Source organism: Streptomyces sp. NEAU-174, assembly GCF_052665095.1.
The window spans coordinates 36,305-60,943 of the sequence record NZ_JBQTCE010000035.1 but is presented as its reverse complement, the minus strand read 5'-3'; the positions used below and the strand labels follow the sequence as shown (position 1 = coordinate 60,943).

General features: G+C 72.3%; 23 protein-coding genes. 8 read left to right on the top strand and 15 right to left on the bottom strand.

All coding sequences use genetic code 11. The annotated features are described in order from the left end of the window. Together ACT2CW_RS49070 and ACT2CW_RS49065 are read right to left on the bottom strand one after the other, a co-directional pair. The coding region (locus tag ACT2CW_RS49070; protein WP_445521288.1) for a nitrilase-related carbon-nitrogen hydrolase at positions 1-782 on the bottom strand (782 nt) is incomplete at its 3' end. Positions 783-1,382: 600 nt separating this feature from the next. Beyond that, positions 1,383-3,032 carry a hypothetical protein gene (locus ACT2CW_RS49065; RefSeq protein WP_445521287.1) on the bottom strand — a complete coding sequence of 550 codons (1,650 nt, stop codon included), beginning with the start codon at positions 3,030-3,032 and terminating at the stop codon, positions 1,383-1,385. A 165-nt stretch (positions 3,033-3,197) separates the two neighbouring features. On the opposite strand from ACT2CW_RS49065, the gene ACT2CW_RS49060 reads away from it, so the two are divergent. The 3 genes from ACT2CW_RS49060 to ACT2CW_RS49050 all read left to right on the top strand — a co-directional run bounded on the left by ACT2CW_RS49060 (position 3,198) and on the right by ACT2CW_RS49050 (position 5,715). After that, positions 3,198-3,629, top strand: a complete 432-nt coding sequence (locus ACT2CW_RS49060) for a MarR family winged helix-turn-helix transcriptional regulator (protein ID WP_182471607.1) — start codon at positions 3,198-3,200, stop codon at positions 3,627-3,629. Further along, entirely contained in the window at positions 3,626-5,095 is a 1,470-nt protein-coding gene (locus ACT2CW_RS49055) for an MFS transporter (protein WP_445521286.1), read from the top strand. Before ACT2CW_RS49060 ends, ACT2CW_RS49055 begins: the two co-directional genes overlap by 4 nt. A gap of 62 nt (positions 5,096-5,157) precedes the next feature. Next, positions 5,158-5,715, top strand: a complete 558-nt coding sequence (locus tag ACT2CW_RS49050) for an isochorismatase family protein (RefSeq protein WP_414083595.1) — start codon at positions 5,158-5,160, stop codon at positions 5,713-5,715. Here the strand turns inward: ACT2CW_RS49050 and ggt are convergent. Next, entirely contained in the window at positions 5,696-7,474 is a 1,779-nt protein-coding gene (ggt, locus tag ACT2CW_RS49045; RefSeq protein WP_445521293.1) for a gamma-glutamyltransferase, read from the bottom strand. The two genes, ACT2CW_RS49050 and ggt, sit on opposite strands and share 20 nt — an antisense overlap. 289 nt (positions 7,475-7,763) lie before the next feature. On the opposite strand from ggt, the gene ACT2CW_RS49040 reads away from it, so the two are divergent. After that, positions 7,764-8,519, top strand: a complete 756-nt coding sequence (locus tag ACT2CW_RS49040) for a hypothetical protein (RefSeq protein WP_182471604.1) — start codon at positions 7,764-7,766, stop codon at positions 8,517-8,519. Positions 8,520-8,561: 42 nt separating this feature from the next. Here ACT2CW_RS49040 and ACT2CW_RS49035 read toward each other — a convergent pair whose 3' ends face one another. Continuing rightward, complete coding sequence (locus tag ACT2CW_RS49035; protein ID WP_086885756.1) at positions 8,562-9,314, bottom strand: ABC transporter permease; 753 nt, start codon at positions 9,312-9,314, stop codon at positions 8,562-8,564. Positions 9,315-9,488: 174 nt separating this feature from the next. Then, positions 9,489-10,268, bottom strand: a complete 780-nt coding sequence (locus ACT2CW_RS49030) for an ABC transporter ATP-binding protein (protein WP_445521285.1) — start codon at positions 10,266-10,268, stop codon at positions 9,489-9,491. 90 nt (positions 10,269-10,358) lie between these two features. Between ACT2CW_RS49030 and ACT2CW_RS49025 the strand changes: the two genes are divergently transcribed. The 3 genes from ACT2CW_RS49025 (at position 10,359) to ACT2CW_RS49015 (ending at position 13,287) form a co-directional block, all read left to right on the top strand. Then, positions 10,359-11,021, top strand: a complete 663-nt coding sequence (locus ACT2CW_RS49025) for a TetR/AcrR family transcriptional regulator (protein WP_414083593.1) — start codon at positions 10,359-10,361, stop codon at positions 11,019-11,021. Next, entirely contained in the window at positions 11,009-11,314 is a 306-nt protein-coding gene (locus tag ACT2CW_RS49020) for a DUF6204 family protein (protein ID WP_445521284.1), read from the top strand. The genes ACT2CW_RS49025 and ACT2CW_RS49020 overlap by 13 nt, the downstream gene beginning before the upstream one ends. A 389-nt stretch (positions 11,315-11,703) precedes the next feature. Continuing rightward, the gene (locus tag ACT2CW_RS49015; RefSeq protein WP_445521292.1) at positions 11,704-13,287 is read left to right on the top strand and encodes a CocE/NonD family hydrolase; all 1,584 of its coding nucleotides are present in this window, start codon (positions 11,704-11,706) and stop codon (positions 13,285-13,287) included. 31 nt (positions 13,288-13,318) lie between these two features. Here the strand turns inward: ACT2CW_RS49015 and ACT2CW_RS49010 are convergent, their stop codons facing one another. The 5 genes from ACT2CW_RS49010 to ACT2CW_RS48990 all read right to left on the bottom strand — a co-directional run bounded on the left by ACT2CW_RS49010 (position 13,319) and on the right by ACT2CW_RS48990 (position 17,400). Continuing rightward, positions 13,319-14,191, bottom strand: coding sequence for an amino acid ABC transporter permease (locus tag ACT2CW_RS49010; RefSeq protein ID WP_445521283.1), 873 nt, complete (start codon positions 14,189-14,191; stop codon positions 13,319-13,321). Further along, complete coding sequence (locus ACT2CW_RS49005) at positions 14,188-14,832, bottom strand: amino acid ABC transporter permease (protein WP_182471598.1); 645 nt, start codon at positions 14,830-14,832, stop codon at positions 14,188-14,190. The genes ACT2CW_RS49010 and ACT2CW_RS49005 overlap by 4 nt, the downstream gene beginning before the upstream one ends. Before the next feature lie 16 nt (positions 14,833-14,848). Beyond that, entirely contained in the window at positions 14,849-15,763 is a 915-nt protein-coding gene (locus ACT2CW_RS49000; protein ID WP_445521291.1) for a glutamate ABC transporter substrate-binding protein, read from the bottom strand. Between the two features lie 17 nt (positions 15,764-15,780). Beyond that, positions 15,781-16,527: an amino acid ABC transporter ATP-binding protein gene (locus tag ACT2CW_RS48995; protein ID WP_182471596.1), complete on the bottom strand. Its 747-nt coding sequence runs from the start codon at positions 16,525-16,527 to the stop codon at positions 15,781-15,783. A gap of 432 nt (positions 16,528-16,959) precedes the next feature. Then, complete coding sequence (locus ACT2CW_RS48990; RefSeq protein WP_138916941.1) at positions 16,960-17,400, bottom strand: DUF6278 family protein; 441 nt, start codon at positions 17,398-17,400, stop codon at positions 16,960-16,962. 212 nt (positions 17,401-17,612) lie between these two features. Between ACT2CW_RS48990 and ACT2CW_RS48985 the strand changes: the two genes are divergently transcribed. Then, positions 17,613-19,421 carry an SGNH/GDSL hydrolase family protein gene (locus ACT2CW_RS48985; RefSeq protein WP_445521282.1) on the top strand — a complete coding sequence of 603 codons (1,809 nt, stop codon included), beginning with the start codon at positions 17,613-17,615 and terminating at the stop codon, positions 19,419-19,421. Positions 19,422-19,486: 65 nt separating this feature from the next. On the opposite strand, the gene ACT2CW_RS48980 is transcribed toward ACT2CW_RS48985, so the two are convergent. From ACT2CW_RS48980 to ACT2CW_RS48960, 5 genes are all read right to left on the bottom strand, one after another. Then, complete coding sequence (locus ACT2CW_RS48980; RefSeq protein ID WP_445521281.1) at positions 19,487-20,266, bottom strand: exodeoxyribonuclease III; 780 nt, start codon at positions 20,264-20,266, stop codon at positions 19,487-19,489. Positions 20,267-20,308: 42 nt separating this feature from the next. Continuing rightward, a complete protein-coding gene (locus ACT2CW_RS48975) occupies positions 20,309-20,956 on the bottom strand; it encodes an MBL fold metallo-hydrolase (RefSeq protein WP_138916943.1) in 648 nt (215 codons plus the stop codon). Positions 20,957-21,028: 72 nt separating this feature from the next. Beyond that, positions 21,029-22,315, bottom strand: coding sequence for a bifunctional 3-oxoadipate enol-lactonase/4-carboxymuconolactone decarboxylase PcaDC (gene pcaDC, locus ACT2CW_RS48970; protein ID WP_414083589.1), 1,287 nt, complete (start codon positions 22,313-22,315; stop codon positions 21,029-21,031). A gap of 65 nt (positions 22,316-22,380) precedes the next feature. Next, positions 22,381-23,007 (bottom strand): hypothetical protein, encoded by a 627-nt coding sequence (locus ACT2CW_RS48965; RefSeq protein WP_445521280.1) that lies wholly within the window; start codon positions 23,005-23,007, stop codon positions 22,381-22,383. Next, on the bottom strand, positions 23,004-24,158 hold the full coding sequence (locus ACT2CW_RS48960; RefSeq protein ID WP_020867702.1) for an ROK family glucokinase: 1,155 nt from the start codon (positions 24,156-24,158) through the stop codon (positions 23,004-23,006). The genes ACT2CW_RS48965 and ACT2CW_RS48960 overlap by 4 nt, the downstream gene beginning before the upstream one ends. Positions 24,159-24,639 lie beyond the last annotated feature (481 nt).

Below are 24,639 nucleotides of genomic sequence, written 5' to 3'. Positions count from 1 at the left end.
TGGCGCACCTCGTCGATCAGGCCGAAGTCGAGGTCGCGGACGATCAGCTCCTCCTCCTTGTCACTGGCCACATCGCCGACGAACTGGCCGCGCGGATCGACGAAGTAGCTGGTGCCGTAGAAGTCGTTGTCGCCGTACTCCTCGGTGCCGACGCGGTTGATCGCGGCGATGAAGTACTCGTTGGCCACGGCCGCGGCGGGCTGCTCCAGCTGCCAGAGGTAGGCCGACAGGCCCCGGGAGGTGGCCGAGGGGTTGTAGACCAGCTGCGCCCCCGCCAGGCCCAGCGCACGCCAGCCCTCGGGGAAGTGGCGGTCGTAGCAGATGTACACCCCGACCTTGCCCACGGCGGTGTCGAACACCGGCCAGCCCAGGTTCCCCGGCTTGAAGTAGTACTTCTCCCAGAACCCCTTGACCTGCGGGATGTGGTGCTTGCGGTACTTGCCCAGGTAGCTGCCGTCCGCGTCGATCACGGCGGCGGTGTTGTAGTAGAAGCCGGACTGCTCGAGCTCGAAGACGGGGACGACGATCACCATCCCGGTCTCCCTGGCGAGCGCCTGCATCCGCCGCACGGTCGGCCCGTCCGGCACCGCCTCCGCCCACCGGTAGTGTTCCGCCTCCTGCACCTGGCAGAAGTACGGCGCGTTGAACACCTCCTGGAAGCCGATCACCTTGGCGCCCTGAGCGGCCGCCTGCCGGGCGTACTCCTCATGCTTCGCGATCATCGATTCGGTATCGCCGGTCCAGGTGGCCTGGACGAGAGCGGCACGTACGAGGTTGGCCATGATCAGCTCCTCAACCTGTGTCTACGCACGTAGATTCCGGGCTGTGAAGAACGTAAGAGCGCACTGACCACTCTGGCAATACCGCCGCCGTTACTCAACGAAGACGATCACGTTTCGTGTTTTGTCGGGTCTGGGTTAAAGCGAGAGGGGCTTCTCGGCTCGGTCGGGTGCGGGTTTCGTCTCGCGCCTTCGGCGCATTTTGAGCAGCGGGGCAGGGGGTGGGGGGCGCGCGCCGCGTCGCCGGGCGCCGGGCCGGTGGGTGCGGGCGCCGGTGGCGGCATCTGTGCCCGGGAGCTGAGGCCGATGCCGGACTGACGGCCCCTCCGGGTACCCCTCGAAAAAACACTTGATCTGAAGCAACTAATTTGTCAAATGTTTTCGGGAGGGGTACCCTAGCAGCCCCTCCCGCTGTCCGGCACCGCCCCAAGCCCTCGGCCAGGGAAGCCGCCACCGGCGGCCGCACCCACCGGCCCGGCGCCCGGCGGCGGCGCCGCGCCCCCCGCCCCCTCCCCCGCTGCTCAATTGCGCCGAAGGCGCGAGACGAAACCCGCACCCGACCGAGCCGACCAGCCCGAACCCCGCCCCACCCCCGCCCCCGCGTCAGGCGAGGCCGGGAACGCCCGGCAGGCGCGCGGTGCGGAGGGCGTGGGCCAGGTCGTGGTGGGCGCTGGAGGAGACCTCGGCGGCCACGTCGAGCAGCAGGGGCACCAGCGTGGCCGGGTCCTCGGCCGCCGCTCGCGCCGCGTCCTCCGGCGTACGCACCCGTACGAGCGCTTCCAGCAGAAACGCGGCCCGGCTCGGGGCGCCCGCCGCGAGCAGGGCCTTCGCGGTGTGGGCCACCTCGGGGACGGGCCGCGAGACACTCTGCCGCAACAGCCCCTCGCCATCGGCCTCGCGGTCCGCCGCGAACAGCGCCTCGGCGGCCGCGGCGAGCTGTGCGGGCGGCAGGCACGCCGTCTCCCACAGCAGCGTGGACACATCGACCCCGAGTCCCGCGCGCTCCAGCTCCTCCGCGAGCACCGGCAGCCGCGCGGCGGGCCAGACGGCGGCCTCGTACAGCACGACATGGGCCTCGCCGGAGCGGCCCTCCGCCCGGAGTCGGCCCAGCCGCGCGACCGCCTCCTGGGCGGCACCCCGCGCCGCCGCGCGCTCCGCCGCCTCGCGGGCAAGCCGTCGCCCGTCGTCCGCCACCCTGTCCCGCTTACGACGCTTGCCGCCGTCCTCGCCCTCATACGCCCCGGCGAACCGCGCCCCACGCGGGGTGACACGGGCCTCGGCCCCGCTCTCCGCCGAGGGAGCAGCGGGCGAGGCCGGGGTCGGCACCACCGCGGCATCGTCATCCCCCGCCCCGGCAAACCGCGCCCCGCGAGGACGCGGAGCCGCCTCCGTCTCCTCCACCCCCGCGAACCGCGCCCCGCGCGGCCGAGGTCGCGCGGGCGCAGGAGCGTGCCGGGCCGCGACCGGTCCGGAGGACGCCGCCGAAGGCCGATTGCCCTCGTCGCCCCCGCCGACCGCCGCCTCGCCCTGCTGCTGGTCACCGCCGGGCCGCCGCACATCCTGGTCGCGCACGGCGCTCCCGAGTGACGCGATGCCGGGGCCGGTGGCCGCCTCCGCGGCGCTGCCCTCCCCTTCGTGCGCCGCCGCGAACCCCACCGCCCCCTGCGCACGCTCTCCCCGACCAACCCCGCCCGTGAGCGGGCTCGGCGGCGTGGGTCCCGGCGCCGCGGTCTGCGCGGGGCGGGACACACCCGGAAGCGCCGCCAGGCGGGCGTGGAGTTCTTCCGCGCGGGCGGTGGCGCGCTGATAGTCGTCGTGGGCCCAGGCCAGCTCCGCGGCGAGGTGGTGCCGGGCGGCCGGGTCCTCGGCGGTGGACAGGGCCGACCGGAGGTCGGTCGCGCGTTGGGCGGCGTTCCGGCGCTGGCGGAGCATGCCGTCCAGGCGGTCCCTGAGGGCCTCGGGGCGGCCGGGCCCGGCGTCGTGGGCCGCGACCGAGGCGCGGTAGAGGGTCGCCGCGCGGGACGCCGCCTCCTGGGCGGCACCGGGGCCGTGCTGGGCGGAGAGGTCCTGAAGCAAGGACTGGACGAGGTCCCACGGCGGCACCTCGAGGCCGTCGAGGCAGGCCCGCAACCCGTCCGGGTCGCGTAGGGCGAAGACGCCGTACCAGCCCGCCCCCGAGTCCAGCCGTCTCGTCAGCCCCCTCAGATACGTCGCGAACTCCTCGACCTCGGCCGGGAGTTGCCCGCTCGCCATGGCCACCCCTCCCCCTCGGACAATGGACGACGCACAACCCGAGGCCACGCATTCGACACCCTGCGTGTTACGAAACCGGTTACGGCTGTGCTACGGGCGCTTTTCCTACTCCGCACACGACAGCCAAACTTGCAAGTTTGGCTGTCGATTTCCTATGCTTCAAGCATGACCCCGCACGATCCGACGCACCTGGCCGCCGACCTCGCCGGCGTCGTCACCCAGCTGATGCGCCGTATGCGGGCGGCCTCCTCACAGGGGGCGCTCACCCCCTCCCAGCGCACCGTGCTCAGCCGGCTCTACAACGAAGGGCCGACCACCACCGCCGCGCTGGCCCGCGCCGAGTTGGTCCGGCCGCAGTCGATGCGCATGATCCTGGCGGCGCTGGAGGAGCAGGAGCTGGTGGAGCGGGCCCCGCATCCGACCGACGGACGGCAGGTGGTCTTCTCAAGCACCGAGCGGGGCCGGCAGGCGATCACCTCCGTACGGCAGGCCAAGCAGAGCTGGCTGCTGGACGCGATCGACACCCGGCTCGACGCCGATGAGCGCCGAACCCTCGCCGAGGCCACCGACCTCCTCAAGCGACTGGTCCAGGAATGACCGACACCGCGGGAAAGTCCGCCATACCGGCGGCCGGGACGGCGGGCGAGCGCCATGCCCCCGCCGGGCCCGCCGACCCCTTCGGCCCCCGGCTGATGGCCCCGCTGCTCATCGGCTCGGTCCTCAACCCCGTCAACTCCACGATGATCGCCACCGGCCTGGTGGCCATCGGCCATGACTTCGGGGTCGGGGCCGCCCGGACGGCCTGGCTGGTGGCCTCGCTCTATCTCGCCAGCGCCGTGGCGCAGCCCGCGATGGGGCGGCTCGCGGATCTGCTCGGTCCGCGCCGGGTCTTCCTCTCCGGGCTGCTCGTGGTGTGCGCCGCCGGGCTGGTGGGCGCGCTCGCGCCCGCGTTCGGCTGGCTGATCGCCTCGCGGGTGCTGCTCGGCGTCGGTACGTCCGCGGCGTACCCGGCGGCGATGGCGCTGCTGCGTGCCCAGTCCTTCGCCACCGGGCGGGAGACGCCGCGTCCCGTGCTCGGCCGGCTCTCGCTCGCCGCACTCGGCAGCGCGGCGGTCGGCCCGGTGCTGGGCGGGCTGCTCACCGCGACGGCCGGATGGCGGGCGATCTTCGCGGTCAATGTGCCGCTGGCCCTGCTCGGCATCACGCTCGCGCTGCTCTGGCTCCCCAGGACCCGTATGACGAGCGAGGAAGACAGCGCGGCGGGCTCCGGGACCGGGAAGGCGGGCGCGGCGTTCGATCCGCTCGGGATCGCGCTGTTCACCGCCACCCTCACCACCCTCATGATCTTCCTGATGGACCTGGCGCGGCCCAACTGGGCGCTGCTGCCCGTCGTCCTGGTGCTCGCGGGCGCCCTCACCTGGTGGCAGCTGCGCCGCCCCCGCCCCTTCATCGATCTGCGGATGATCGGCCGCAACCGCTCGCTCGCCCTCACCTACCTCCGCCACGGCACGGCGTACCTGGTCATCTACATGGTCATGTACGGATACGCGCAGTGGCTGGAGGAGGGGCACGGCTACTCCGCCTCCCGCGCGGGCCTGATCATGCTGCCCATGTCGGGCGCCGCCGCCGTGTGCTCGCTGCTCGGCGCCCGTACGAAGGGCATCTACGCACCGCTCGTCCTCGCGGCCGTCCTGCTCGCCGCCGGGAGCGGGGTGCTGCTGCTCGCCGACGAGTCCACCCCGCTGGTCGCGCTGCTGCTGGCCGCGGTCCTCTTCGGGCTGCCGCAGGGGCTGTCCTCGACCGGCAACCAGGCCGCCGTCTACACCCAGGCGCCGCCGACGAGCGTCGGCGCGGCGGCCGGGCTCCAGCGCACCTCGCAGTACCTGGGCGCGATCACCGCCGCCGGGCTGATCGGGCTCTTCTACGGACAGCGGGCGACCGCCGCGGGGCTGCACGGCATCGCCATGGTGGCGGGTGCGCTCAGCCTCGCGGTGCTGGTGCTGACCGCCACCGACCGGGCCCTGCGCGGCCGCGCCCGTACCCGTACCCGCCCCCGCACCTGACCACCTTCCGTTCCCTCATACACCCCGCAGACCCACCCCGCAGACCCGCCCCAGGAGGCACCGTGCCCGCCACCGCGCTCGACCCGAACACCGCCCTGGTCCTCGTCGACCTCCAGAAGGGCATCACCGGACTGCCCACCGTCCACCCCACCGCCGAGGTCGTCGAGCGCGGCGCCCGGCTGGCTGCCGCCTTCCGCGAGCGCGGGCTGCCCGTCGTCCTGGTCCGGGTGGTGGCCGGGGCCCCGGGCCGCACCGAGGCGCAGCGGGGCGGGGGCGGCGGGCGGTTCCCGGCCGACTTCGCCGACCTCGCGCCGGAACTCGGCCGCGAGGACGGCGACATCGTGGTCACCAAGCACACCTGGGGCGCCTTCCACGGCACCGACCTCGACCTCCAGCTGCGCCGCCGCGGGGCGACCCAGGTGGTGCTCGGCGGCATCGCCACCAGCATCGGGGTGGAGTCCACGGCCCGGGCGGCCTACGCGCACGGGTATCACGTGACCCTGGCGACCGACGCCATGACCGACATGGACGCCGATGCGCACCGCAACAGCGTCGAGAAGATCTTCCCCCGGCTGGGGGAGACGGACTCCACGGACGCGATCATCGGCCTGCTGGGCTGACCACCATCGCCGAGCCGCCGCCCCGCCGTTCCGTCTCGGCCGCCGCGAGCCACCGTCCGCCGGACAGCCGCTGCACCCCGGTGGCCGCCCCGATCTCGGGGTTCTGCTTGAAGGAGTGGCCGAGCGCCTCGAGCTTGGCGCGCTCCGGGCCGTTCCACAGCCCCGGTTCCAGCTCGGTCTGCGCCGCGTTGCGCTGGCTGGCGCGCGGCGCGGCGATCGCGTCGACCAGCGGCATGCCCCGGTCGAGATGGTTCAGCAGGGTCTGGAGCACGGTGGTGATGATGGTCGCCCCGCCCGGGGAGCCCAGCGCCAGCACCGGCTTGTGGCCGTCCAGCACGATCGTCGGCGACATGGACGAGCGCGGCCGCTTCCCCGGGCCCGGCAGGTTCGGGTCGTGGACGGCGGGGTCGGCGGGCGCGAAGGAGAAGTCGGTCAGCTCGTTGTTGAGCAGGAAGCCACGGCCGGGGACGGTGATCCCGCTGCCGCCGGTCTGCTCGATGGTGAGGGTGTAGGCCACGACGTTGCCCCACTTGTCGGCGACCGTGAGATGCGTGGTGTTCTCGCCCTCGTACGTGGTCGGGGCGGCGTGGCCCCGGGTGTCGCAGGAGCCGGGCCCGGACGGGTTGTTCGGGTCACCGGGCGGTACGGGGCTCTTGAGCACCGCGTCGTCCTTGATCAGGCAGGCCCGGGAGTCGGCGAACCGCTGTGAGGTGAGCCCCTTCGTAGGGACGTCCTCGGCCGCGGGGTCGCCGACCCAGCGGCCCCGGTCGGCGAAGGCTATCCGGCTGGCCTCGATATAGCGATGCAGATACTCGACGTCGCTGAGCTTGGAGAGGTCGGTCTTCTCCAGGATGTTGAGCGCCTCGGCGACGCTCGTGCCGCCGGAGGACGAGGGCGCCATGCCGTACACGTCCAGACCGCGGTAGTCGGTCCGGGTCGGGGCCTGCCGCTTCGTTGCGTAGGACCGCAGGTCCTCGGTGGTCAGATCGCCCGCGTGCACGACGCGCTGCGCCTTGGGATCGACGGGCGGCTTGCGCACGGTGTCGACGATGTCGCGGCCCAGCTCGCCCTTGTAGACGGCGCCGACGCCCTTCTTGGCCAGCAGCTCGTAGGTACGGGCGAGGTCGGGGTTGCGGAACGTCGAGCCGACCGCCGGGGGCTCGCCACCGGGGAGGAAGAGCTTGGCGGTGGCCGGGAAGTCCTTGAAGCGGGCCTGGTTGTCGGCGGTCTGCTGGCGGAAGGTGGAGTCGACGGTGAACCCGTCGCGGGCCAGCCGCTCGGCGGGCCTCAGCACCTGCCCCAGCGATCGGGTGCCCCAGTCCTCGAGGGCGTCGTTCCAGGTGGCGGGGGTGCCGGGGGTGCCGACGCTCAGCCCGCTGGTGACGGCGTCGGCGAACGGCAGCGGTTTGCCGTTTTTGTCGAGGAAGAGCTTCTGGTCGGCGCTGCGGGGCGCGGTCTCGCGGCCGTCGAGCGTGGAGACCTGGTGCCGCTTGGCGTTGTAGTAGACGAAGTATCCGCCGCCGCCGACACCCGCCGAGTACGGCTCGGTGACCCCGAGCGCGGCGGCGGTCGCCACCGCCGCGTCCACCGCGTTGCCCCCGTGCCGCAGTACGTCGATCCCGGCCGCCGAGGCGTCGGGGTCCACGCTGGAGACCGCGCCGCCGTAGCCGACGGCCACGGGCGTCTTGGCCGGAGCGCCCTTGTCGGCGCTCTCGTGGCCGGCGGCACCGGCCGGGACGACGCCCAGTACGGCGACCATTCCGGCGGCGGCCGCGAGCGCGGGCAGCCGCCGCCGGACGGCCGCCGTGGCGGACCCGGCCGCCGTGACGGACCCGGCGGATGTGGTGGACCTGGTTGACGTTGCGGCTGGTCGTGCGGCGTGCCCCATCCGTGACCTCCAAACGAAACGACAGGGGCCGGAGCCTACCCGCGCGCCACGCACCCCCAACAGGGGTGCATCGGTCCCCCATCCGTTCATGTGTCCGTTCCGGCGTTCGTTCATCCGTACGCTCGAACGTGTACCCGGTCGGGGGCTACGATGCGCGGCCATGACAGACACCCTGCAAGACCTGATCGCCTCCGCGGCCGCCCTGATCGTGGGCCTGGCCGCCGGCTGGGCCGTGCACTCCGCGTTCGCGCGCCGCAAGCGCGCCCGCGAGCAGCGCTTCTTCGGTCTGCCGGACGGTTCGGAGTGTGTGATGGTCACCCACCGGGACAGCACCTCGGCCCACTGGAGCATCCCCCGCCATGACGCGCTGGCGCTGCTGGGGCTCGCGTCGGTCGTGGAGAACTGCGGGGCGCACGCCGAGGTGGCCCCGCATGACACGGGGTTGCAGGGCTTCGGGGCGCGCACCGAGTTCTGCGTCGGCGATCCGACCGCGCACCGCAGGCTCGCCGCCCATATGGCCAATCTGCTGCCGGGCGTCACCGTGCACGCGGGGGACGACTCCGGCACGGACCGGGGGATGTTCACCATCGCCGGTACCCACTACCGCCCGGATCCGGGCGCGGTCGAGCATGTGCTGCTGGCCCGGCTGACGGCGGGTGACGACAGCCGCCCGGTCTTCCTGGCCGCGGGTCAGCGGCCGGTCACCCATCGCGCCGCCGTCCGCCACCTCGTCCGCAACCGCGCCCGGCTGGCCCGGAAGTACGGCGCGCAGGGCTCCTTCTGCCTGCTGCTGAAGGTGGTCAACTCGCAGGCGTACGGCCCGGACCTGGTGGAGGTGGTCGCGGATGTGACCAAGCCCGCGACCACCGCGGTGGGACCGCGCACCGCCGCGAAGGCGGCCACGAAGGACGACTGAGGCGGCCACGGAGGAAGACTGAGGCGGCCAGGACCACTCCGGTCAGCCGCGGACCCGGCCGAACAGCCGCGCCCCGCCCATCAGGCACAGCGCCGCCAGGGCCAGGGTGACGGCCGCTCCGACGGCGACCGTGGCGTTGGCGTAGTGCCCCAGGAACACCTGGCGCACCGCGTCGACGGTGTAGCGGAACGGCACGGCGCGCGAGGCGCCCGCGAGCCATCCGGGGGCCAGGGTCATCGGCAGCAGCAGCCCGGAGAGCAGCATCAGCGGCATGCCCGCCGTATTGGCGATGGCGGCGAACTCCGGGGGCGTACGGACGTTCATGGCCAGCCCGTAGGAGAGCGCGGACAGGGCCGCCGCGAGCACGGCCACGAACAGCAGCCCGAACAGCACGCCGAGGAGCGGCGCACGCAGCCCGAAGGCCAGCCCGAGCAGCACCAGCAGCACCGACTGTGCCACCAGCTGGACGACATCGCGCAGGGTGCGTCCGAGCAGCAGCGCCAACGGGCTGACCGGGGTGACCCGCATCCGGTCCAGCACCCCGAGGTTGCGGTCCATCAACAGACCGAGCCCAACATACGACCCGCCGAGCAACGCGAGCTGAACGAGCACCCCGGGGACCAGCGTCTGCCAGGACGACCCGCTGACGCCCATGTCGAGTTCGGTCAGCAGCGGGCCGAAGAGGGCGAGGAAGAGCAGCGGCTGAAGCATTCCGAAGAAGAGATTGGTCTTCGAGCGAAGCGTTGACCGCAGACAGCGGCCGAAGACGATGCCGGTGTGGGCGAGAAGAGTCATAGGAGGCCCTTGGGTGGGTCGGGTGTGGTGGCTGGGACTAGGGGTGTCCGGCGCAGAGCCCCGCCCGGGGGCCGGGCCCATGGGCCCGGTACGGGGCCTGGGGCGGAGCCCCGGTTTCGGGAAGGGGCGGGGAGGGGGCAGCCCGCCGCAGGCGCCACGGCCCGCCGGACACGCCTAGATGGCGAGGGGTTGCTCAGCCGCACCCCTCCCCGTAATGGCCAGGAACGCGTCCTGGAGGCTAGCCCCCGCACCCCCCGCATACCGCCCCTTGAGCTCAGCGGAAGTACCCTCGGCCACGACCCGCCCGGCATCCACGACCACGATCCGGTCGGCAAGCGCGTCGGCCTCATCCAGGTAATGCGTGGTGAGGAAAACCGTGGTGCCGTGCTCGGCACGGACGCGCCGCACCAAATCCCACAACTCGGCCCGGCTCCCCGGATCGAGACCGGTCGTGGGCTCGTCGAGGAAGAGCACCTCGGGCCGGTTGACCAGACCCAGCGCGATCTCCACCCGGCGGCGCTGACCGCCCGACAGCGCGGCGGTCGGCCGGTCCATGAGCCCCGACAGCCCGAGCTCACCGGCGAGTTCCCCGGCACGCCCGGCCGCCGCGCCCTTGGTCATCAGATGCAGCCGCCCCTGGGTGACCAGCTCCTCGCGTACGGAGCACCCGGGGTCCAGGCCGCCCGACTGGGCCACATAGCCGATCCGCCGGCGCACGCCCGCCGGATCGCGGAGCAGATCGCGCCCGGCGATCTCGGCCTCGCCCCCGCTGGGCGGCAACAGGGTGGTGAGCATGCGCAGGGTCGTGGTCTTACCGGCCCCGTTAGGGCCCAGGAAGCCGAGGATCTCGCCGCGGCCGACGGTCAGATCGATCCCGCGGACGGCGTGCACAGGGCCGCTGCCCAGCGAGAACGTCCGGGTGAGGCCGCGAACGCGGATGACGGATGAGGACATGCCCCGATCAGAGCACAACGCCCACCAAACTTGCAATCGACTTAAAGCTTTAAGGCGAGTGCAAGTTTGCAACGGGCTACACTGACGGCCATGAGCGAAGGACTGCGGGAGAAGCACAAGCGCCGCACGCGCCGGCGGATCGCGGACGTGGCCACCGGGCTGTTCCTGGAGCGCGGCTTCGACCACGTCACGGTCGCCGAGGTCGCCGAGGCCGCGGAGGTGTCCGTCAACACGGTCTACAACTACTTCCCGGCCAAGGAGGACCTGGTCCTGCCGCCCGACCAGGCGTCCCCGCGACGGCTCGCCGACATCGTGCGCGAGCGCCCGCCCGGCCGGTCCGCCGCCCAGGCGGTGCTGGACCGGCTGCGCGAGGAAGTGGAGCGGCGCGACCGCTCGCTGGGGCTGACCGAGGGCTTCGGCCCGTTCTTCGCGATGATGCGGGCCGCCCCCACCCTGCTGGCCCGGCTGGAGGAGCTGGGCCACCGGATGAACGACGAACTGGCCGCCGTACTCGCCGAGGAGACCGGCGCGGCGCCGGAGGATCCGCTGCCGCGCGTGGTGGCCGCCCAGATCAGCGGCTATCACTCACTGATCTTCGGCGAGATCGGACGGCGCGTCACGGCGGGCGAGCGCCCCGACGCCATCGCCAAGGCCGTGACCGAACTCCTCGACGCGACCGAGGAGATGCTGGGCGCTCCGATGCTCGGCTACGCCGTACGAGAGGGACGGGAGGAGCGAGCGTGTTCCGAGTGACGATCCGGGGCGCCTTCGAGGAGTTGGGCGAGGACGATCGCGAGGCGCTGCGCGGTGTGGTCGACTCTCTCCAGGTCGCCTTCACCGAGGCGGGGACCTTCACCTGCGACCGGAGCCTTTCGGCGTTCACCTTCCGCTGCGAGGTTCCGGCGGAGCCGGATGACGGCGAGCAGGAGGCGGCCGAGCGGGCCATCGCGGCGCTGACCGCGCATGGTTACCCGCACCGGATCCTGCGGATCGGCGTGACGGACATGCGGAACATCAAGATCCGCCGTAAGGGCCCACGACGCTGAACGCCCGCAAAGCGGGCGGCACCAAGCGCCGAGGGGGCTCGACCCCGGGTCAGGCTCGTCCCGGGCTCGGCCCGGACGTAAGGCTCAGCGGTCGGCGGACCTTCCGCACCAGCGGAATCGAGCGGGGCCGGACCCTGGCGAGCCCGGCCCCCGGATAGCGCCCCGGGCCGGGCCGGCCCCGGCAGCCGACCTCAGCCCTTTATCGTTACCCATGCGTAACTTACCGCGCTATTACCGCCGGTAAACACCCGAGTTACCGTCAGGTCACAAGCACCGGTGCTCCCCTGCCCCCACGGCATCCCCCACCAGGAGCCATCCCAGGAGCCATCGTGACCCCTGTCCGAAAAGCCCTTCGCCCGACGACCGCCGCCACCCTCTCCGTCACCTTCATGGCCGGTACGGCCTTCGGCCTCGCGCCCGCCAACGCCGCCGCGGCACCGGCACCGGTACCGACGGCCACCACAGCCGCCACCACTACAGCCGCCACCGCCACCTCCTCCGGCGTCTCCATCCGCTTCGTCGACATCCCCGGCGACGGCGGCGTCAACCTGGCCGCCAACGTCGTGGCCCCCGCGAACGCCGACGCCTCCCGCCGCCTCCCCCTCGTCGTCCTGCCCACCAGCTGGTCCCTGCCCCAGGTCGAATATCTCGCCCAGGCCAAGAAGCTCGCCGAAACCGGCTATGTGGTGCTGACCTACAACACCCGCGGCTTCTGGCAGTCCGGCGGGCGGATCGAGACGGCCGGGCCGCCCGATATCGCCGACGCGTCCAAGGCCATCGACTGGGCGCTCGCCCACACCCCCGCCGACCCCGACCACATCGGCATGGCCGGGCTCTCCTACGGCGCCGGGATCAGCCTGCTCGCGGCCGGTGCCGACCCGCGGATCAAGGCCGTGGTGGCCATGAGCGGCTGGGCGGACCTGGTCGGCTCGATCTACAGCGGCCGCACCCAGCACTCCCAGGCCGCCGGGCTGCTCGCTGGGGCCGGGACGCTGACCGGGCGGCCCAGCGAGGAGTTCCAGCAGATCCTCGACGACTTCTTCTCCTCCAACCTCGCCAAGGAGAAGGATCTGATCGCCTGGGGCAAGAAGCGCTCCGCCGCCGCCTACCTCGACCGGATCAACGCCAATGGCGCGGCCATCATGCTGGGCAACTCCTGGGGCGACTCGATCTTCCCGCCCAACAGCTACGCCGACTTCTTCGAGAAGCTGACCGGCCCCAAGCGGCTGGAGCTGCGGCCCGGCGACCACGCCACCGCCGAGCTCACCGGGCTGCTCGGACTGCCCAACGCCACCTGGACCCACGCCCGGCAGTGGCTCGACCGCTACCTCAAGGGCGAGCGGAACGGCATCGACAGCGAGCAGCCGGTGCAGCTGACGTCCCGTACGGCGGACGGTGACGGTGACGGCTACGAGGGCTACCCCAGCTGGTCGGCCGTCCCCTCCGAGCAGCGCCGCGTCCCGCTCGCCGCCACCGAGAAGGTCACCGCCAACCACGACTCCGGCGCAAACGCCGGAACGGTGCTGCTCGGCGGCGCCCTCGACCAGTTCCTGAAGCTCCCGCCGCTCGCCTCGATCCCGCTGCTGCCCCGGTCCTACGCGGCCGTCTGGCAGACCGGGGCCTACGCCAGCGAGCAGCGCGTCCGCGGCACGGTGAAGCTCCACACCACCGTGGCCAGCGACCGCTCGGACGGTACGGCGGTGGCGTATCTGTACGACGTGGGCCCGCTGGGCGTCGGCAAGCTCATCACGCATGCCCCGTTCACCTTCCACGACCGCACCCCGGGCACGCCGTTCGGGGTGGACCTGGAGCTGTTCTCCACCGCGTACGACGTCCCGGCAGGTCACCGGCTGGCGCTGGTCGTGGACACCGTCGATCCGCTCTACATCGAGCACAACCCCGACGGCGCCCACCTCACGTTCTCGTCGCCGGACGGCGACCCGTCCCACCTCACGATCCCGGTCCGCGACTGAATCAGCCGAGACACCCTCCGGCCGCCCCGGCTCAGTCGCGGGTGTCCCCCGGCATCGGGGCGGCCGGTTCGGCGGCGGCGACCTCGACCTGACGGGTCTTCACACTGCGCCGCTCCCGCTTGGCCACCCAGTTGGCGAACCACGACAGCAGCATGCACATCCCGATGTAGATCGGTGAGATCACCATGACCACCGGGATGAACGGCAGGTCGTAGTCGAGATTGGACGCGATCAGCTTTCCGGCGTGCAGAAACTCCTCATAGGTGATGAGGAAGCCAAGCGAGGTGTCCTTCAGGGCCACCACCAGCTGGCTGATGATGGCCGGGAGCATCGCCCGCACCCCCTGCGGCACCAGCACGGACATCATGACCTGGGTCTTCCGCAGGCCGAGCGAGTACGCCGCCTCGCGCTGGCCGCGGTCCACCGAGTTCACCCCGGCCCGGAACACCTCGGCCAGCACCGAGCCGTTGTATAGCGTCAGCCCGGCGACCAGGGCGGGCAGCGGCTGGACCCGCAGCGCCACGAAGACGAAGAAGATCATCACCAGTACGGGCATCGCCCGGAAGAACTCGACCACCAGCGTGGCCGTCCAGCGCAGCGGGCGGTGCTCGGAGAGCCGTCCGGCGGCGAGCACCCCGCCGAGGGCGAGCGAGAGGACCGCGGCCATGCCGAACGCCTTGAGGGTGCCCGCGAGCCCGTTCAGCAGCAGCTCCTGGATGCCCTTGTACTCGAACGGCATCCACTTGCGGTAGGCGAACTGGCCGGTGTGGACGAGGAGGTAGACGATCCAGCCGAGCAGGGCCAGCAGCACGGCCGTCCCGGCCAGCGCGTACATCCGGTGCCGGCGCCGGGTGTGGGGGCCGGGGACGTCGTAGAGGGCGCTGGTGGTCGAGGGGGCGGTCATCGCGGCACTCCCCAGCGCCGCTCCAGCACGGCGAAGATCGCGCTGATGGCGAGGGTGATGATCAGATACCCGACGGCGATCCAGACGAAGGACCAGATGATGCTGTAGCCCCGCTCGTTGAGCGGCTTGTAGGTGCCGAGCAGTTCGGTGACGCTGAACGACCCGGCGATGGCCGAGTTCTTGGCGAGCGCGATCAGGGTCGAGCCGATGGGCGGGATGACCGTACGGAACGCCTGCGGCAGCACCACCGCGCTCAGCGTCTGGTCGAACGTCATGCCCAGGCTGCGGGCCGCCTCGCCCTGCCCCACCGGCACCGTGTTGATGCCCGCCCGCACCGCCTCGCAGATGAAGGCCGAGGTGTAGCAGCCGAGCGCGATCACCGCGAAGACGGTGAACGGCAGCACGAGACCGAAGCGCGGCAGCCCCAGCATCACCGCGAAGAACAGCAGCGTCAGCGGAGTGTTGCGGAGCACCGTCACCCAGACGGTGCCGAACGCGCGCAGCGAGGCGACCGGCGCCACCCGGAACGCGGCCATGAGGATGCCGAGCGCGAGGGCGAGCAGCGAGGCGTAGACGGTCAGCTGCACGGTGCCGAGGAAGCCCTTGCCGTAGAGCGAGAAGTTCTGGGTGAGCACGTCCATGGGATGGCCTTCGCCTTCAGCCGGTGCGGTAGCGGTCGATGGGCGGCGGCTTGGGGGCGGGCACACCCGAGAGGCCGAGGGTCGCGTCGTACGCCTTCTTCCAGTCGCCGTTGCGCTCGTGGAAGAGGAGCGCGTCGTCCAGCGCGAAGCGCAGCGCGCTGTCCCGCTTGGGCACGCCGATGCCGTACGGCTCCTTGGAGAAGGGCCGGCCCACGACCTTCAGCTCCTCGGGGGCCTTGGCCGCGTAGCCGAGCAGGATGGTGTTGTCGGTGGTCACCGCGTCCACCTGGAAGCTGAGCAGGTTGTCCACGCACACGGAGTACGTGTCGTACGCGACCGCGTGGGCCTTGGGATAGTCGGCCTGGATGCGCTGGAGCGGGGTGGAGCCGGCCACCGAGCAGACGGTCCTGCCCGCGAGGTCCTGGGGGCCGTGGATGTCGTCCTCGTCGGTGCGCACCAGCAGCGACTGACCGGCCATGAAGTACGGCCCGGCGAAGCCGACCAGCCGCCTGCGCAGCGGATTGATGGTGTAGGTGCCGACGTAGTAGTCGATCTGGCCGCTCTGGAGGGCGGTCTCGCGGTTGGCGGAGGCGATGGTCTGGTAGCGGATGGTGCCCGGCGCGAAGCCGAGGGAGGCGGACATCATGCGGGCGATCTCGATGTCGAAGCCCGAGTAGCGGCCGGTGGCCGGGTCCCGCTCGCCCAGATAGGGCTGGTCCTCCTTGACCCCGACGGTGAGATGGCCGCGGCGCTCGGCCCGGCGCCAGGTGGGCGAGGCGGGCAGCCGGAACTCGGTGTCCGCCTTGTAGGTGGGCAGCTTCTCGGTCCGGGGGCCCTTGGCGGGCGGGCTGCCCTCCTTGCCGCAGCCGGGCATGAGCAGCAGGACCAGGGCCGTGGTGAGGGCGGCGGTCGCGCGGCGCAGACGCCTCATGTCCGTCATCACCCGGCTCAGTGCTTGAGGATCTTGGACAGGAAGTCCCGGGCGCGCGCGCTCTCGGGGGCGCGGAAGAACTCCTCCGGCGTACGGTCCTCGACGATCGCGCCGTCGGCCATGAAGACCAACCGGTTCGCGGCGGAGCGGGCGAAGCCCATCTCATGGGTGACCACGACCATGGTCATCCCTTCCTGGGCGAGCTGACGCATCACCTCGAGGACCTCGTTGATCATCTCGGGGTCGAGGGCGGAGGTCGGCTCGTCGAAGAGCATCACCTGAGGGTCCATCGCCAGTGCGCGGGCGATGGCCACCCGCTGCTGCTGGCCGCCGGAGAGCTGGGCGGGGAACTTCCCGGCCTGGTCGGCGAGTCCGACCCGGTCCAGCAGCTCGTGGGCGCGCCGCTCGGCGTCCTGCTTGGGGCGGCGGCGGACCTTGGTCTGACCGAGCATCACATTGGCCAGTACGGTGCGGTGGGCGAAGAGGTTGAACGACTGGAAGACCATGCCGACCTCGGCGCGCAGCCGCGCCAGCTCCTTGCCCTCCTCGGGCAGCGGACGGCCGTCGACGACGATGGAGCCGGACTGGACGGTCTCCAGCCGGTTGATGGTCCGGATCAGGGTGGACTTGCCGCCGCCGGAGGGGCCGATGACCACGACGACTTCGCCGCGGCCGACGGTGAGCTCGATGTCCCGCAGAACGTGCAGCGCGCCGAAGTGCTTGTTGACGCCGCGCAGCTCGATCAACGGCTCCCCGACGGCCATACCCGGCCCCACCCACCTTCCGCTGTGTCCCGGTCAGCGCAAGCTATCCGGACAACTGCGGAGCGTTGGGTACGGACACGCCCCGATGGGCGGATACCGCCCGACAGGGCCTACGGGGGGGCCTTCCCCACCCCGCCCCTTCCCGTAACCAAGGACTCCGCCCCTGGACCTCGGCACGAGCCAGCTGATCGCGTTCGGCCCGCCGAAGCAGCGGTGAGCGGGCGGCAGAGCCCCGGGACGGGGGCTGGGGCGAAGCCCCGGCACGGGGCTGGGGCGAAGCCCCGGCACGGGGCTGGGGCGAAGCCCCGGCACGGGGCTGGAGCAGAGCCCCCGCACGGGCCTGGGACGAACCCCCGCACGGGGGCTGGGGCGGAGCCCTGGTTTTGGGAAGGGGCGGGGAGGGGAGTGGCTCGCCGCAGGCGTCACCGTCCCCTAGGCCTCCGCGACCTCCGCATAGCGCTGGCAGAGTTCAGGAGCCCCGTCCGCCGCCCACTGCTGCCCCGCCTCCACGACGTCGACCTCGCGGCCGGAGGCCAGTCTGACGACGGGTCGGCCGTCGGGCCACACCTGCCAGACGGCCCCGGGGACGGTGCGGACGATGACCGTGCCCAGGTAGAGACCGGCGTCGTTACCGAGCCAGGGGAGCTCGTCCGGGTCGTCGCGCCAGCGCGGCGCCATCTGGTCCAGCGCCTCCAGCGAGGCCGTGGAGTCATCGAGCCCGATGCCCGCGGCGGAGGCCCGCGCGCGCAGGAGTTCGCATTCGGAGAGGAGTTGGGCGACGCCCTGGGGGTCCTCCTCCTGGGCACCCATCAGGGCCGCGCCCGAGGCGGGGCCACGTCGCTTGCGCCAGTTGCCCAAGAAGGAGATGTTCATACCGCTCAGCGTGGCATCCACGCCACCGGCGCACCACAGGGCGCGCGGTATGAGCTGTGACCCGATGCCAGGTGTGAGCCGATGCCAGGTGTGAGCGGATGCCAGTTGTGAGCCGTGACCCGTTGCTTGTCTTGACGACACCCACCCGCCTCCATACGTTCTCCGGGCACCTGTCGAATCACCGGTCGGGCTGGTTGCGAGAGGGGACACATATGCGCGTCGCGAGACCGTGGACAACCGCCGGGATCGTCGCGGGAGGTGTCACCCTCGCACTCATCGCACCCTCCTCCGCCGCACCGGCCAGTGTGCCGACCCACAAGCCGCTCCCTCTGGAGCGGCTTTTCGACAACCGGGCGGTCAGCGATGACACCCGCCCGGGTGACGCCGACTTCGACGGCGCGGGCGCCTCGCTCTCCGCGCAGGATCTGCGGGCCGCCGGCTGGATCCCGGGGCGCGATATCGCCCTGGACGCGGCGCGGCTGACCTGGCCGAGGAGCGCGGGGGCACAACCGGACAATGTGATCGCCGACGGGCAGGCGGTGCGGCTGCGCGGCCGGGGCGAGGCGCTGACCTTCCTGGTGGCGAGCAGTTCGCCGAACGGGCCCGGCGCCGGGGCGACCGGCGTCGGAACGGTGCGCTACCGCGACGGGTCGAGCCATCCGTACACGCTGAGCGCGCCGGACTGGCGGGCGGGCCCCGCCGCCACCAAGGCCGTGGGCCTCCCCCATCTCAACACCCCCGCCGGGCAGCGGCAGGAGACGGCCCGGCTGTACGCGGTGACGGTGCCGTTGGAGCGCGACCACGAGGTCGCGTCGGTGGTGCTGCCGAGGGACCCGGGCCCGGCGACCGATCTCCATGTCTTCGCCGCCTCGCTGCGGCAGCCCGCGTACGGCTGGACCGGGAGCTGGGCGGCGAGCACCGCCGGATACACCAAGGTCGGGCCGTGGACCGATCAGACGCTGCGGCTGGTGGTGCACACCAGCGCGGGCGGGCCGGCGGCCCGGGTCCGGCTGGAGAACACCTTCGCCGCGGCGCCCGTGGAGATCGGGCACGCGACGGTCGCGCTCCAGGCGAGCGGCGCGGCGGCGCAGGGGTCACCGGTGCCGCTGACCTTCGGCGGGCGGCCGGGGACCTCGATCCCCGCGGGCGCGCAAGTGTTCAGCGATCCGGTGGACTTCCCCGTTCCGGCGGACGCCAATCTGCTGGTGAGCATCCATCTGCCGGATCCGGTCGCGGCGGTGCCGGTGCACAGCCAGGCCAGCCAGCGGTCGTATCTGAGCGCGGCGGGCAGCGGTGACCGGACCGCCGAGCCGGGCGCCGGGTCCTACACCGGCACCCTCACCACCTGGCCGTTCCTGACCGGGGTCGATGTGCGGGGCGGGCCGGGTTCGGTGGTGGCGCTCGGCGACTCGATCACCGACGGCACCAAGTCCACCACTGACGCCAACCGCCGCTGGCCCGATGTGCTCGCGCGGCGGCTGCGCGGCCAGTCCGAGGTCCCGGCGTACGGGGTGCTCAACGCGGGCATCTCCGCCAACCGCGTGGTGGCCGACCGCTATCCGGGCGAGGGTGTCTCCACGGACACCGGCGGGGTCAGCACCCAGCACCGGCTGGAGCGGGATGTGCTCGCCCAGACCGGGGCCCGTACGGTCGTCGTCTTCCAGGGCATCAACGATCTGCGGTGGGGCAGCTCGGCCGAGGAGCTGATCGCGGGGCTGCGGTCGGTCGCGACGCGGATGCGGGAGCGCGGGCTGCGGGTGGTCGGGGCGACCATCGCCCCGTGCGAGGGCGAGTCGCTGTGCACGGCGGACGCGGACGCGCGGCGCTCGGCCGTCAACGCCTTCATCCGGGACAACGGCGGGGTGTTCGACGCCGTGCTGGACTTCGACGCGGTGGTACGGGACCCCGAGCACCCGGCGCGGATCCTGCCCGCCTACGACAGCGGGGACCATCTCCACCCGGGCGACGCGGGGTTGCGGGCGATGGCGGACTCGATCGACCTGCGGAAGCTGACCGGATAGCCGGGCAGCCGGGCTGGGGGAGCCTCAGGGGCTCCCCCGCCTCGCCAGGACATCCCGCCGCGGGGTCACACCTCCAGGTCGACGACGATCGGGGCATGGTCGGAGGCGCCCTTGCCCTTGCGCTCCTCGCGGTCCACATACGCGTCGCCGACCGCCTTGGCGAACGTCTCGTTCCCGTAGACCAGGTCGATGCGCATGCCGCGGTTCTTGGGGAAGCACAGCTCGCGGTAGTCCCAGTAGGTGAAGGGGCGGTCGTACTTCAGCGGCCGGGGCACCACGTCCGAAAGGCCCGACTCGCGCAGCGCCGCCAGGGCCTCGCGCTCCAGGTCCGTCACATGGGTCAGCCCGTCGAAGGCGGAGCGGTCCCAGACGTCCTCGTCGGTCGGCGCCACATTGAAGTCGCCGAGGACCGCGAAGGGGCGCTCACCGGCCGCGTCCCCGGCGACGGCCGTGCGCAGCGCCTCCAGCCAGCGCAGCTTGTAGTCGTAGTGGGGGTGGCCGATCTCCCGGCCGTTGGGCACATAGACCGACCAGAGGCGGACCGGGCCGCAGGTGGCGCCTATCGCCCGCGGCTCCTGGCCGCCGTCGTAGTCCGGGCCGCCGGGGAGGCCCACGGTGACGTCCGCGAGCCCGGCCTTGGAGAGCAGCGCCACTCCGTTCCACCGGCCGGTGGCGTTGACCGCGGCCTCGTAGCCGAGCTCGCGCAGCGGCTCGTACGGAAACGCGGACTCGGCGCACTTGGTCTCCTGGACGCACAGGACGTCCGTGCCGCTGCTCTCCAGCCAGGCCAGCAGCCGGGGCAGCCGGGCGGTGATCGAATTGACGTTCCAGGTCGCGATGCGCATAGGCCACAACCTACATCCCGGGTCCGACAGCGGGCCCGGCCCTCAGAGGGTGAGGGATTCGCCCGGGGTCAGCCGCAGGTGTTCGGCGCCTTCCGTGCCGGGGCCCTCGGGGCCGAGCATCCGCCCGTAGACCGTGTGCGCGACGTCGGACAGCAGGGCGTCGTGGATGTCGATGGCCCGGCGCGGGCCGACCGCGCGGACGTAGTCGAGGATCTCGGCGAACTTGTTCCAGGGGGCGTGCACCGGCAGCATCAGGGTCTCCACCCGGTGCCCGGCGGGCACGGTAAGGGCGTCGCCGGGGTGGAAGAGCGTGCCGTCCAGCAGATAGCCCACATTGGTGATCCGGGGGATATCGGGGTGGATGATGGCGTGCAGCTGGCCGTGGACCTCGATGTCGAAGCCCGCCGCGGTGAAGCTGTCGCCCTCCCCGATGGTGTTCACCCGCCCGGGGAACGCGGCGGAGATGTGGTGGGCGACGCTGTGGAGCGTCCAGATCTGGGCGGCGGGGTTGGCGTCGAGCGCCGTGCGCAGCCGCTCCTCGTCGAAGTGGTCGAGGTGCTCGTGGGTGACCAGGATCGCGTCCGCGCCGACCGCGGCGTCCGCTTCGCTGAAGGCTCCGGGGTCGATGACGAGCGTCTGCCCGTCCTTCTCGATCCGGACGCAGGCATGGCCCTTCTTGGTGAGCTTCATGGAGATCATTGTGCTACCGAGCGCCCCGCTGACCGCACTGCCCTTCCGGGCCTTTGCGCTCGACCTTTGCGCTCAGCCCTCCGGGCTCGTCTCCTCGCGGATGATCCGCTGGGCCACGGCGAAGGCGGAGTTCGCCGTCGGCACCCCGCAGTAGACGCCGGTGTGCAGCAGCACCTCCTTGATCTCGGTGGGGGTGAGCCCGTTGCGCAGCGCGGCCCGGGTGTGGAAGGCGAGTTCGTCGAGGTGGCCGCGGGCGGCGAGGGCGGTGAGGGTGACCACGCTGCGGATCCGCCGGTCGATGCCGGGCCGGGTCCACACCTCGCCCCAGGCATAGCGGGTGATGAAGTCCTGGAAGTCGCCGGTGAACTCGTCGGCCAGGGACTGCGCCCGGTCCACATGGGCGTCGCCGAGCACCTCGCGGCGCACCTTGATGCCCTGGTCGTACGCGTCGGCCCGGGCGTCCAGCAGCGGTTCGGGCACGTTGTGGCCGAAACCGACGACCTCGGCGCCGGGCGGCACCGGCGAGAGCACGGGCTTGGGCGGGGGCGCGGGGATCGCGGTCATCCCGGTCGGGTGGTCCGGGCTCTGCCAGGAGCTGGAGAAGTGGCGCACCAGCAGATCGGTGACGGCCATCGGCTGCTCGACGGGGGTGAGATGGGAGGCGCCGGGGACCAGCGCGAGCCGTGCGTCGGCGATCCCGGCCACCAGGACGCGGGCGTCGGCGGCCGGGGTGACCTGGTCGTCGGCGCCGGCCACCACGAGGGTGGGGACGCCGATCCGGCTGAGCTCGGCGCGGATGTCGAAGGCGGCGAGGGCCTCGCAGGCGGCGATGTAGCAGCCGGGGTCGGTGGTGCGGACCATCTGGACGGCCCACTCGACGATGGCGGGCTGGGCGGCGGCGAAGCCGGGGGTGAACCAGCGCTCGGGGGTGGCGCGGGCGATCGGGTCGAGGCCGTTGGTGCGGACCACGACGCCGCGCTGCCGGAAGGAGTCGGCGGTGCCGAAGCGCGGGGAGGCGGAGACGAGGGCGAGTGAGCCCACTCTATGGGGATGTCGCAGGGCCAGTTCGGCGCCGATGGCCCCGCCGATCGAGCAGCCCGCGTAGCCGAAGCGCTCTACGCCGAGCTGGTCGAGGGTGGCTAGCAGCCGGGCGGCGAGCTCGGCCACGGAGGTGGCCGGATGGGCGGGGGCGCCGCCGTGGCCGGGGAGGTCGAAGCGGAGGACGCGCCAGTGGCGGGAGAGCTCGGGTATCTGGCGGTCCCACATATGCCAGGTGGTGCCCAGCGACGGTCCGAGGACGAGCACGGGCCCGTCCTCGGGGCCGTCGGTCCGGTACTGAAGTGTCTTCGTCTCGCTCACCCGAAAACGGTATCCGACACGGGTGGCGGGGTTTTCGGGCGCGATGTACCCAGAACGTGAAGGCCTTACGGTGTGACCGTGGAGACCACGTAAACCTTCGGATGCACCGGGTTGTCGAACTTGACCGTGATCCTCAGCTTGGGTTGCGGATCCTTCTGCTTGATGACCATCCCCGCCCAGTCGTGACCGGGTGCTCCGACCTGCCAACCGACCTTCCCGGCCTGCTCCTTGGTGATGGTCACCTCGCCCTTGTCCAGGGCGGAGCGGCGGGTGCCGAGCTTGTGCAGGAACGAGTCGAGGCCATCGCGGGACGTGACGAACTGCACGTACAGCGAGCTGACCTTCCAGGAGTTGGTCTCGTAGAAGGCGACCTTCTTGGAGTACGGCGGCACCGGCACGTCGTATATGCGCCGCTGCACCCGGGTCGGATAGCCCGCGCTGAGGCCCTTGGCCGACGCCGCCTCCGCCTTGTCCTCACCGCCGTTGCGGCTCTGGAGGGCGGAGATCACCAGATAGCCCGCCGGGATCGCGATCAGCAGGAAGACGACAATGATCTTGAGCCAGCGGCGGGGCGGACGGCCGCCACCGGGCACGGGCCCGCCGGACGTGGGCCCGCCCGGTGCGGGCCCGCCGGGGCGCATCCCGTCGGCCGGGGGCATCGCGGCGCCGGGCCGCTGGTCGGCGGCGGTCATTCGCGGCCTGCCTGACTGCGCGGCGCCAGCCGCAGCGGGGAGGAGGACCCGGCGCGCTCGTAGCGCTCGACGCGGCGGCGGTTGGCGCGCCGGAAGCGGCGGGCGACCAGCCGGGCGAGGTCGGCGGCGCCGACCATCCCGGCCTCGGGGCCCAGCTGCGCCTTGACGATCCGGGCCTCCGGCCGGTAGCCGCGGCCGGTGAGGGTGCGCCGGAAGGCGTTCCGGGCCGGGTCGATCAGCAGGTCGTCGGCTGCGCTGACGCCGCCGCCGATGACGAAGCAGGAGGGGTCGAGGGCGGCGGCGAGATTGGCGATGCCGACGCCGAGCCACTGGCCGATGTCCTGGAGCAGTTCGACGCACATGGCGTCGCCCTGGCGGGCCAGCTCGGTGATCAGCGGCCCGGTGATCTCCTGGATATTGCCGCCGACCCGGTCGTTGATCCCGTAGGCCACGGGCGATTCGGCGGCGGCCAGTTCACGGGCCTCGCGGACGAGGGCGTTGCCGGAGCTGTACTGCTCCCAGCAGCCGCGGTTGCCGCACGGGCAGCGGTGACCGGCCGGGACGACCTGCATATGGCCGAACTCCCCGGCGACCCCGTACTTGCCGCGCTTGACCTGGCCGTCCTCCAGGATCGCGCCGCCGATCCCGGTGCCGAGGGTGATCATGACGAGATGGTCCTCGTCGCGTCCGGCGCCGAACCGCCACTCCGCCCACGCGGCGGCGTTGGCGTCGTTGTCGACCAGGACCGGGACGGCGAGCCGCTCCGCGAGCCGGTCGCGCAGCGGTTCGTTGCGCCAGGACAGGTGCGGGGCGAACAGCACGCGGTTGCGGTCGGCGTCCACCCAGCCCGCGGCGCCGATGCCCACGGCGTGCACATCGTGCCGGTCGGAGAGGTCCAGCACCAGCTCGGTGATGGTGTCCTCGACGACCTTGGGGCTCTTGGACTTGTCCGGGGTCTCGGTGCGCAGCTTCTCGAGGATGTTGCCGTCGGCGTCGACGACCCCGGCCATCACCTTGGTGCCGCCGATGTCGATGCCGACCGTGGGCACCCGGGGCGCGCTGAGGTGCGAGCGGCGCTCACGGGTGCCGACGGTCCGCAGCACGGTGGCCCGGGCCGAGCCCCGGTGCACTCGTTCGCGGTAGATGCTCATCGGCCGGCCCCCTCGCCGGTGTGGGGGGTGCGGTCGCTGCGGGTACGTGCTCGCAAGAGTTCGTCGTCCCTGCGGGGGTCTCGGGAGGCCGCGCGGCCTCGGGTGCGTCGGTCGTGGCGGGTGTGGCCCGCCGTGCGATTGTGCCTCACCCGCGCCTCACGCCGCATGGCGAGCCTACGGCGCGCGGCCCCCAAGAAGCACCGGAACACGGCCGACAACCCGGCCGCTCAGCCCTTGGCGACCTCTCTCACCCCTTGATGACCCCGCTCAGCCTTAGAGCCTGTGTCATATCCCCGGTCGGATCAGCGTGCGGCGTCAGGGGGCACCTCCCAGCGGTAGCTGGGGGAGCGTGCGATCGCAAGGCGCCGGAGCGCCCTCGTGGCGGAGCCACATGGGCGTTTCGGCAACGCCGCGAGAGGGGGCCCCTCCCAGCGGTAGCTGGGGGAGCGTGCCAAGCGTCGCACGCCCGGCCGGGGATATG

Coding starts and splice junctions, on each gene's coding strand:
- ACT2CW_RS49065 (WP_445521287.1), bottom strand. CDS start 3,032: ATGGCGAGCGGGCAACTCCCGGCCGAGGTCGAGGAGTTCGCGACGTAT.
- ACT2CW_RS49060 (WP_182471607.1), top strand. CDS start 3,198: ATGACCCCGCACGATCCGACGCACCTGGCCGCCGACCTCGCCGGCGTC.
- ACT2CW_RS49055 (WP_445521286.1), top strand. CDS start 3,626: ATGACCGACACCGCGGGAAAGTCCGCCATACCGGCGGCCGGGACGGCG.
- ggt (WP_445521293.1), bottom strand. CDS start 7,474: ATGGTCGCCGTACTGGGCGTCGTCCCGGCCGGTGCCGCCGGCCACGAG.
- ACT2CW_RS49040 (WP_182471604.1), top strand. CDS start 7,764: ATGACAGACACCCTGCAAGACCTGATCGCCTCCGCGGCCGCCCTGATC.
- ACT2CW_RS49035 (WP_086885756.1), bottom strand. CDS start 9,314: ATGACTCTTCTCGCCCACACCGGCATCGTCTTCGGCCGCTGTCTGCGG.
- ACT2CW_RS49030 (WP_445521285.1), bottom strand. CDS start 10,268: ATGTCCTCATCCGTCATCCGCGTTCGCGGCCTCACCCGGACGTTCTCG.
- ACT2CW_RS49025 (WP_414083593.1), top strand. CDS start 10,359: ATGAGCGAAGGACTGCGGGAGAAGCACAAGCGCCGCACGCGCCGGCGG.
- ACT2CW_RS49015 (WP_445521292.1), top strand. CDS start 11,704: ATGGCCGGTACGGCCTTCGGCCTCGCGCCCGCCAACGCCGCCGCGGCA.
- ACT2CW_RS49010 (WP_445521283.1), bottom strand. CDS start 14,191: ATGACCGCCCCCTCGACCACCAGCGCCCTCTACGACGTCCCCGGCCCC.
- ACT2CW_RS49005 (WP_182471598.1), bottom strand. CDS start 14,832: ATGGACGTGCTCACCCAGAACTTCTCGCTCTACGGCAAGGGCTTCCTC.
- ACT2CW_RS49000 (WP_445521291.1), bottom strand. CDS start 15,763: ATGAGGCGTCTGCGCCGCGCGACCGCCGCCCTCACCACGGCCCTGGTC.
- ACT2CW_RS48995 (WP_182471596.1), bottom strand. CDS start 16,527: ATGGCCGTCGGGGAGCCGTTGATCGAGCTGCGCGGCGTCAACAAGCAC.
- ACT2CW_RS48990 (WP_138916941.1), bottom strand. CDS start 17,400: ATGAACATCTCCTTCTTGGGCAACTGGCGCAAGCGACGTGGCCCCGCC.
- ACT2CW_RS48985 (WP_445521282.1), top strand. CDS start 17,613: ATGCGCGTCGCGAGACCGTGGACAACCGCCGGGATCGTCGCGGGAGGT.
- ACT2CW_RS48980 (WP_445521281.1), bottom strand. CDS start 20,266: ATGCGCATCGCGACCTGGAACGTCAATTCGATCACCGCCCGGCTGCCC.
- ACT2CW_RS48975 (WP_138916943.1), bottom strand. CDS start 20,956: ATGAAGCTCACCAAGAAGGGCCATGCCTGCGTCCGGATCGAGAAGGAC.
- ACT2CW_RS48965 (WP_445521280.1), bottom strand. CDS start 23,007: ATGACCGCCGCCGACCAGCGGCCCGGCGCCGCGATGCCCCCGGCCGAC.
- ACT2CW_RS48960 (WP_020867702.1), bottom strand. CDS start 24,158: ATGAGCATCTACCGCGAACGAGTGCACCGGGGCTCGGCCCGGGCCACC.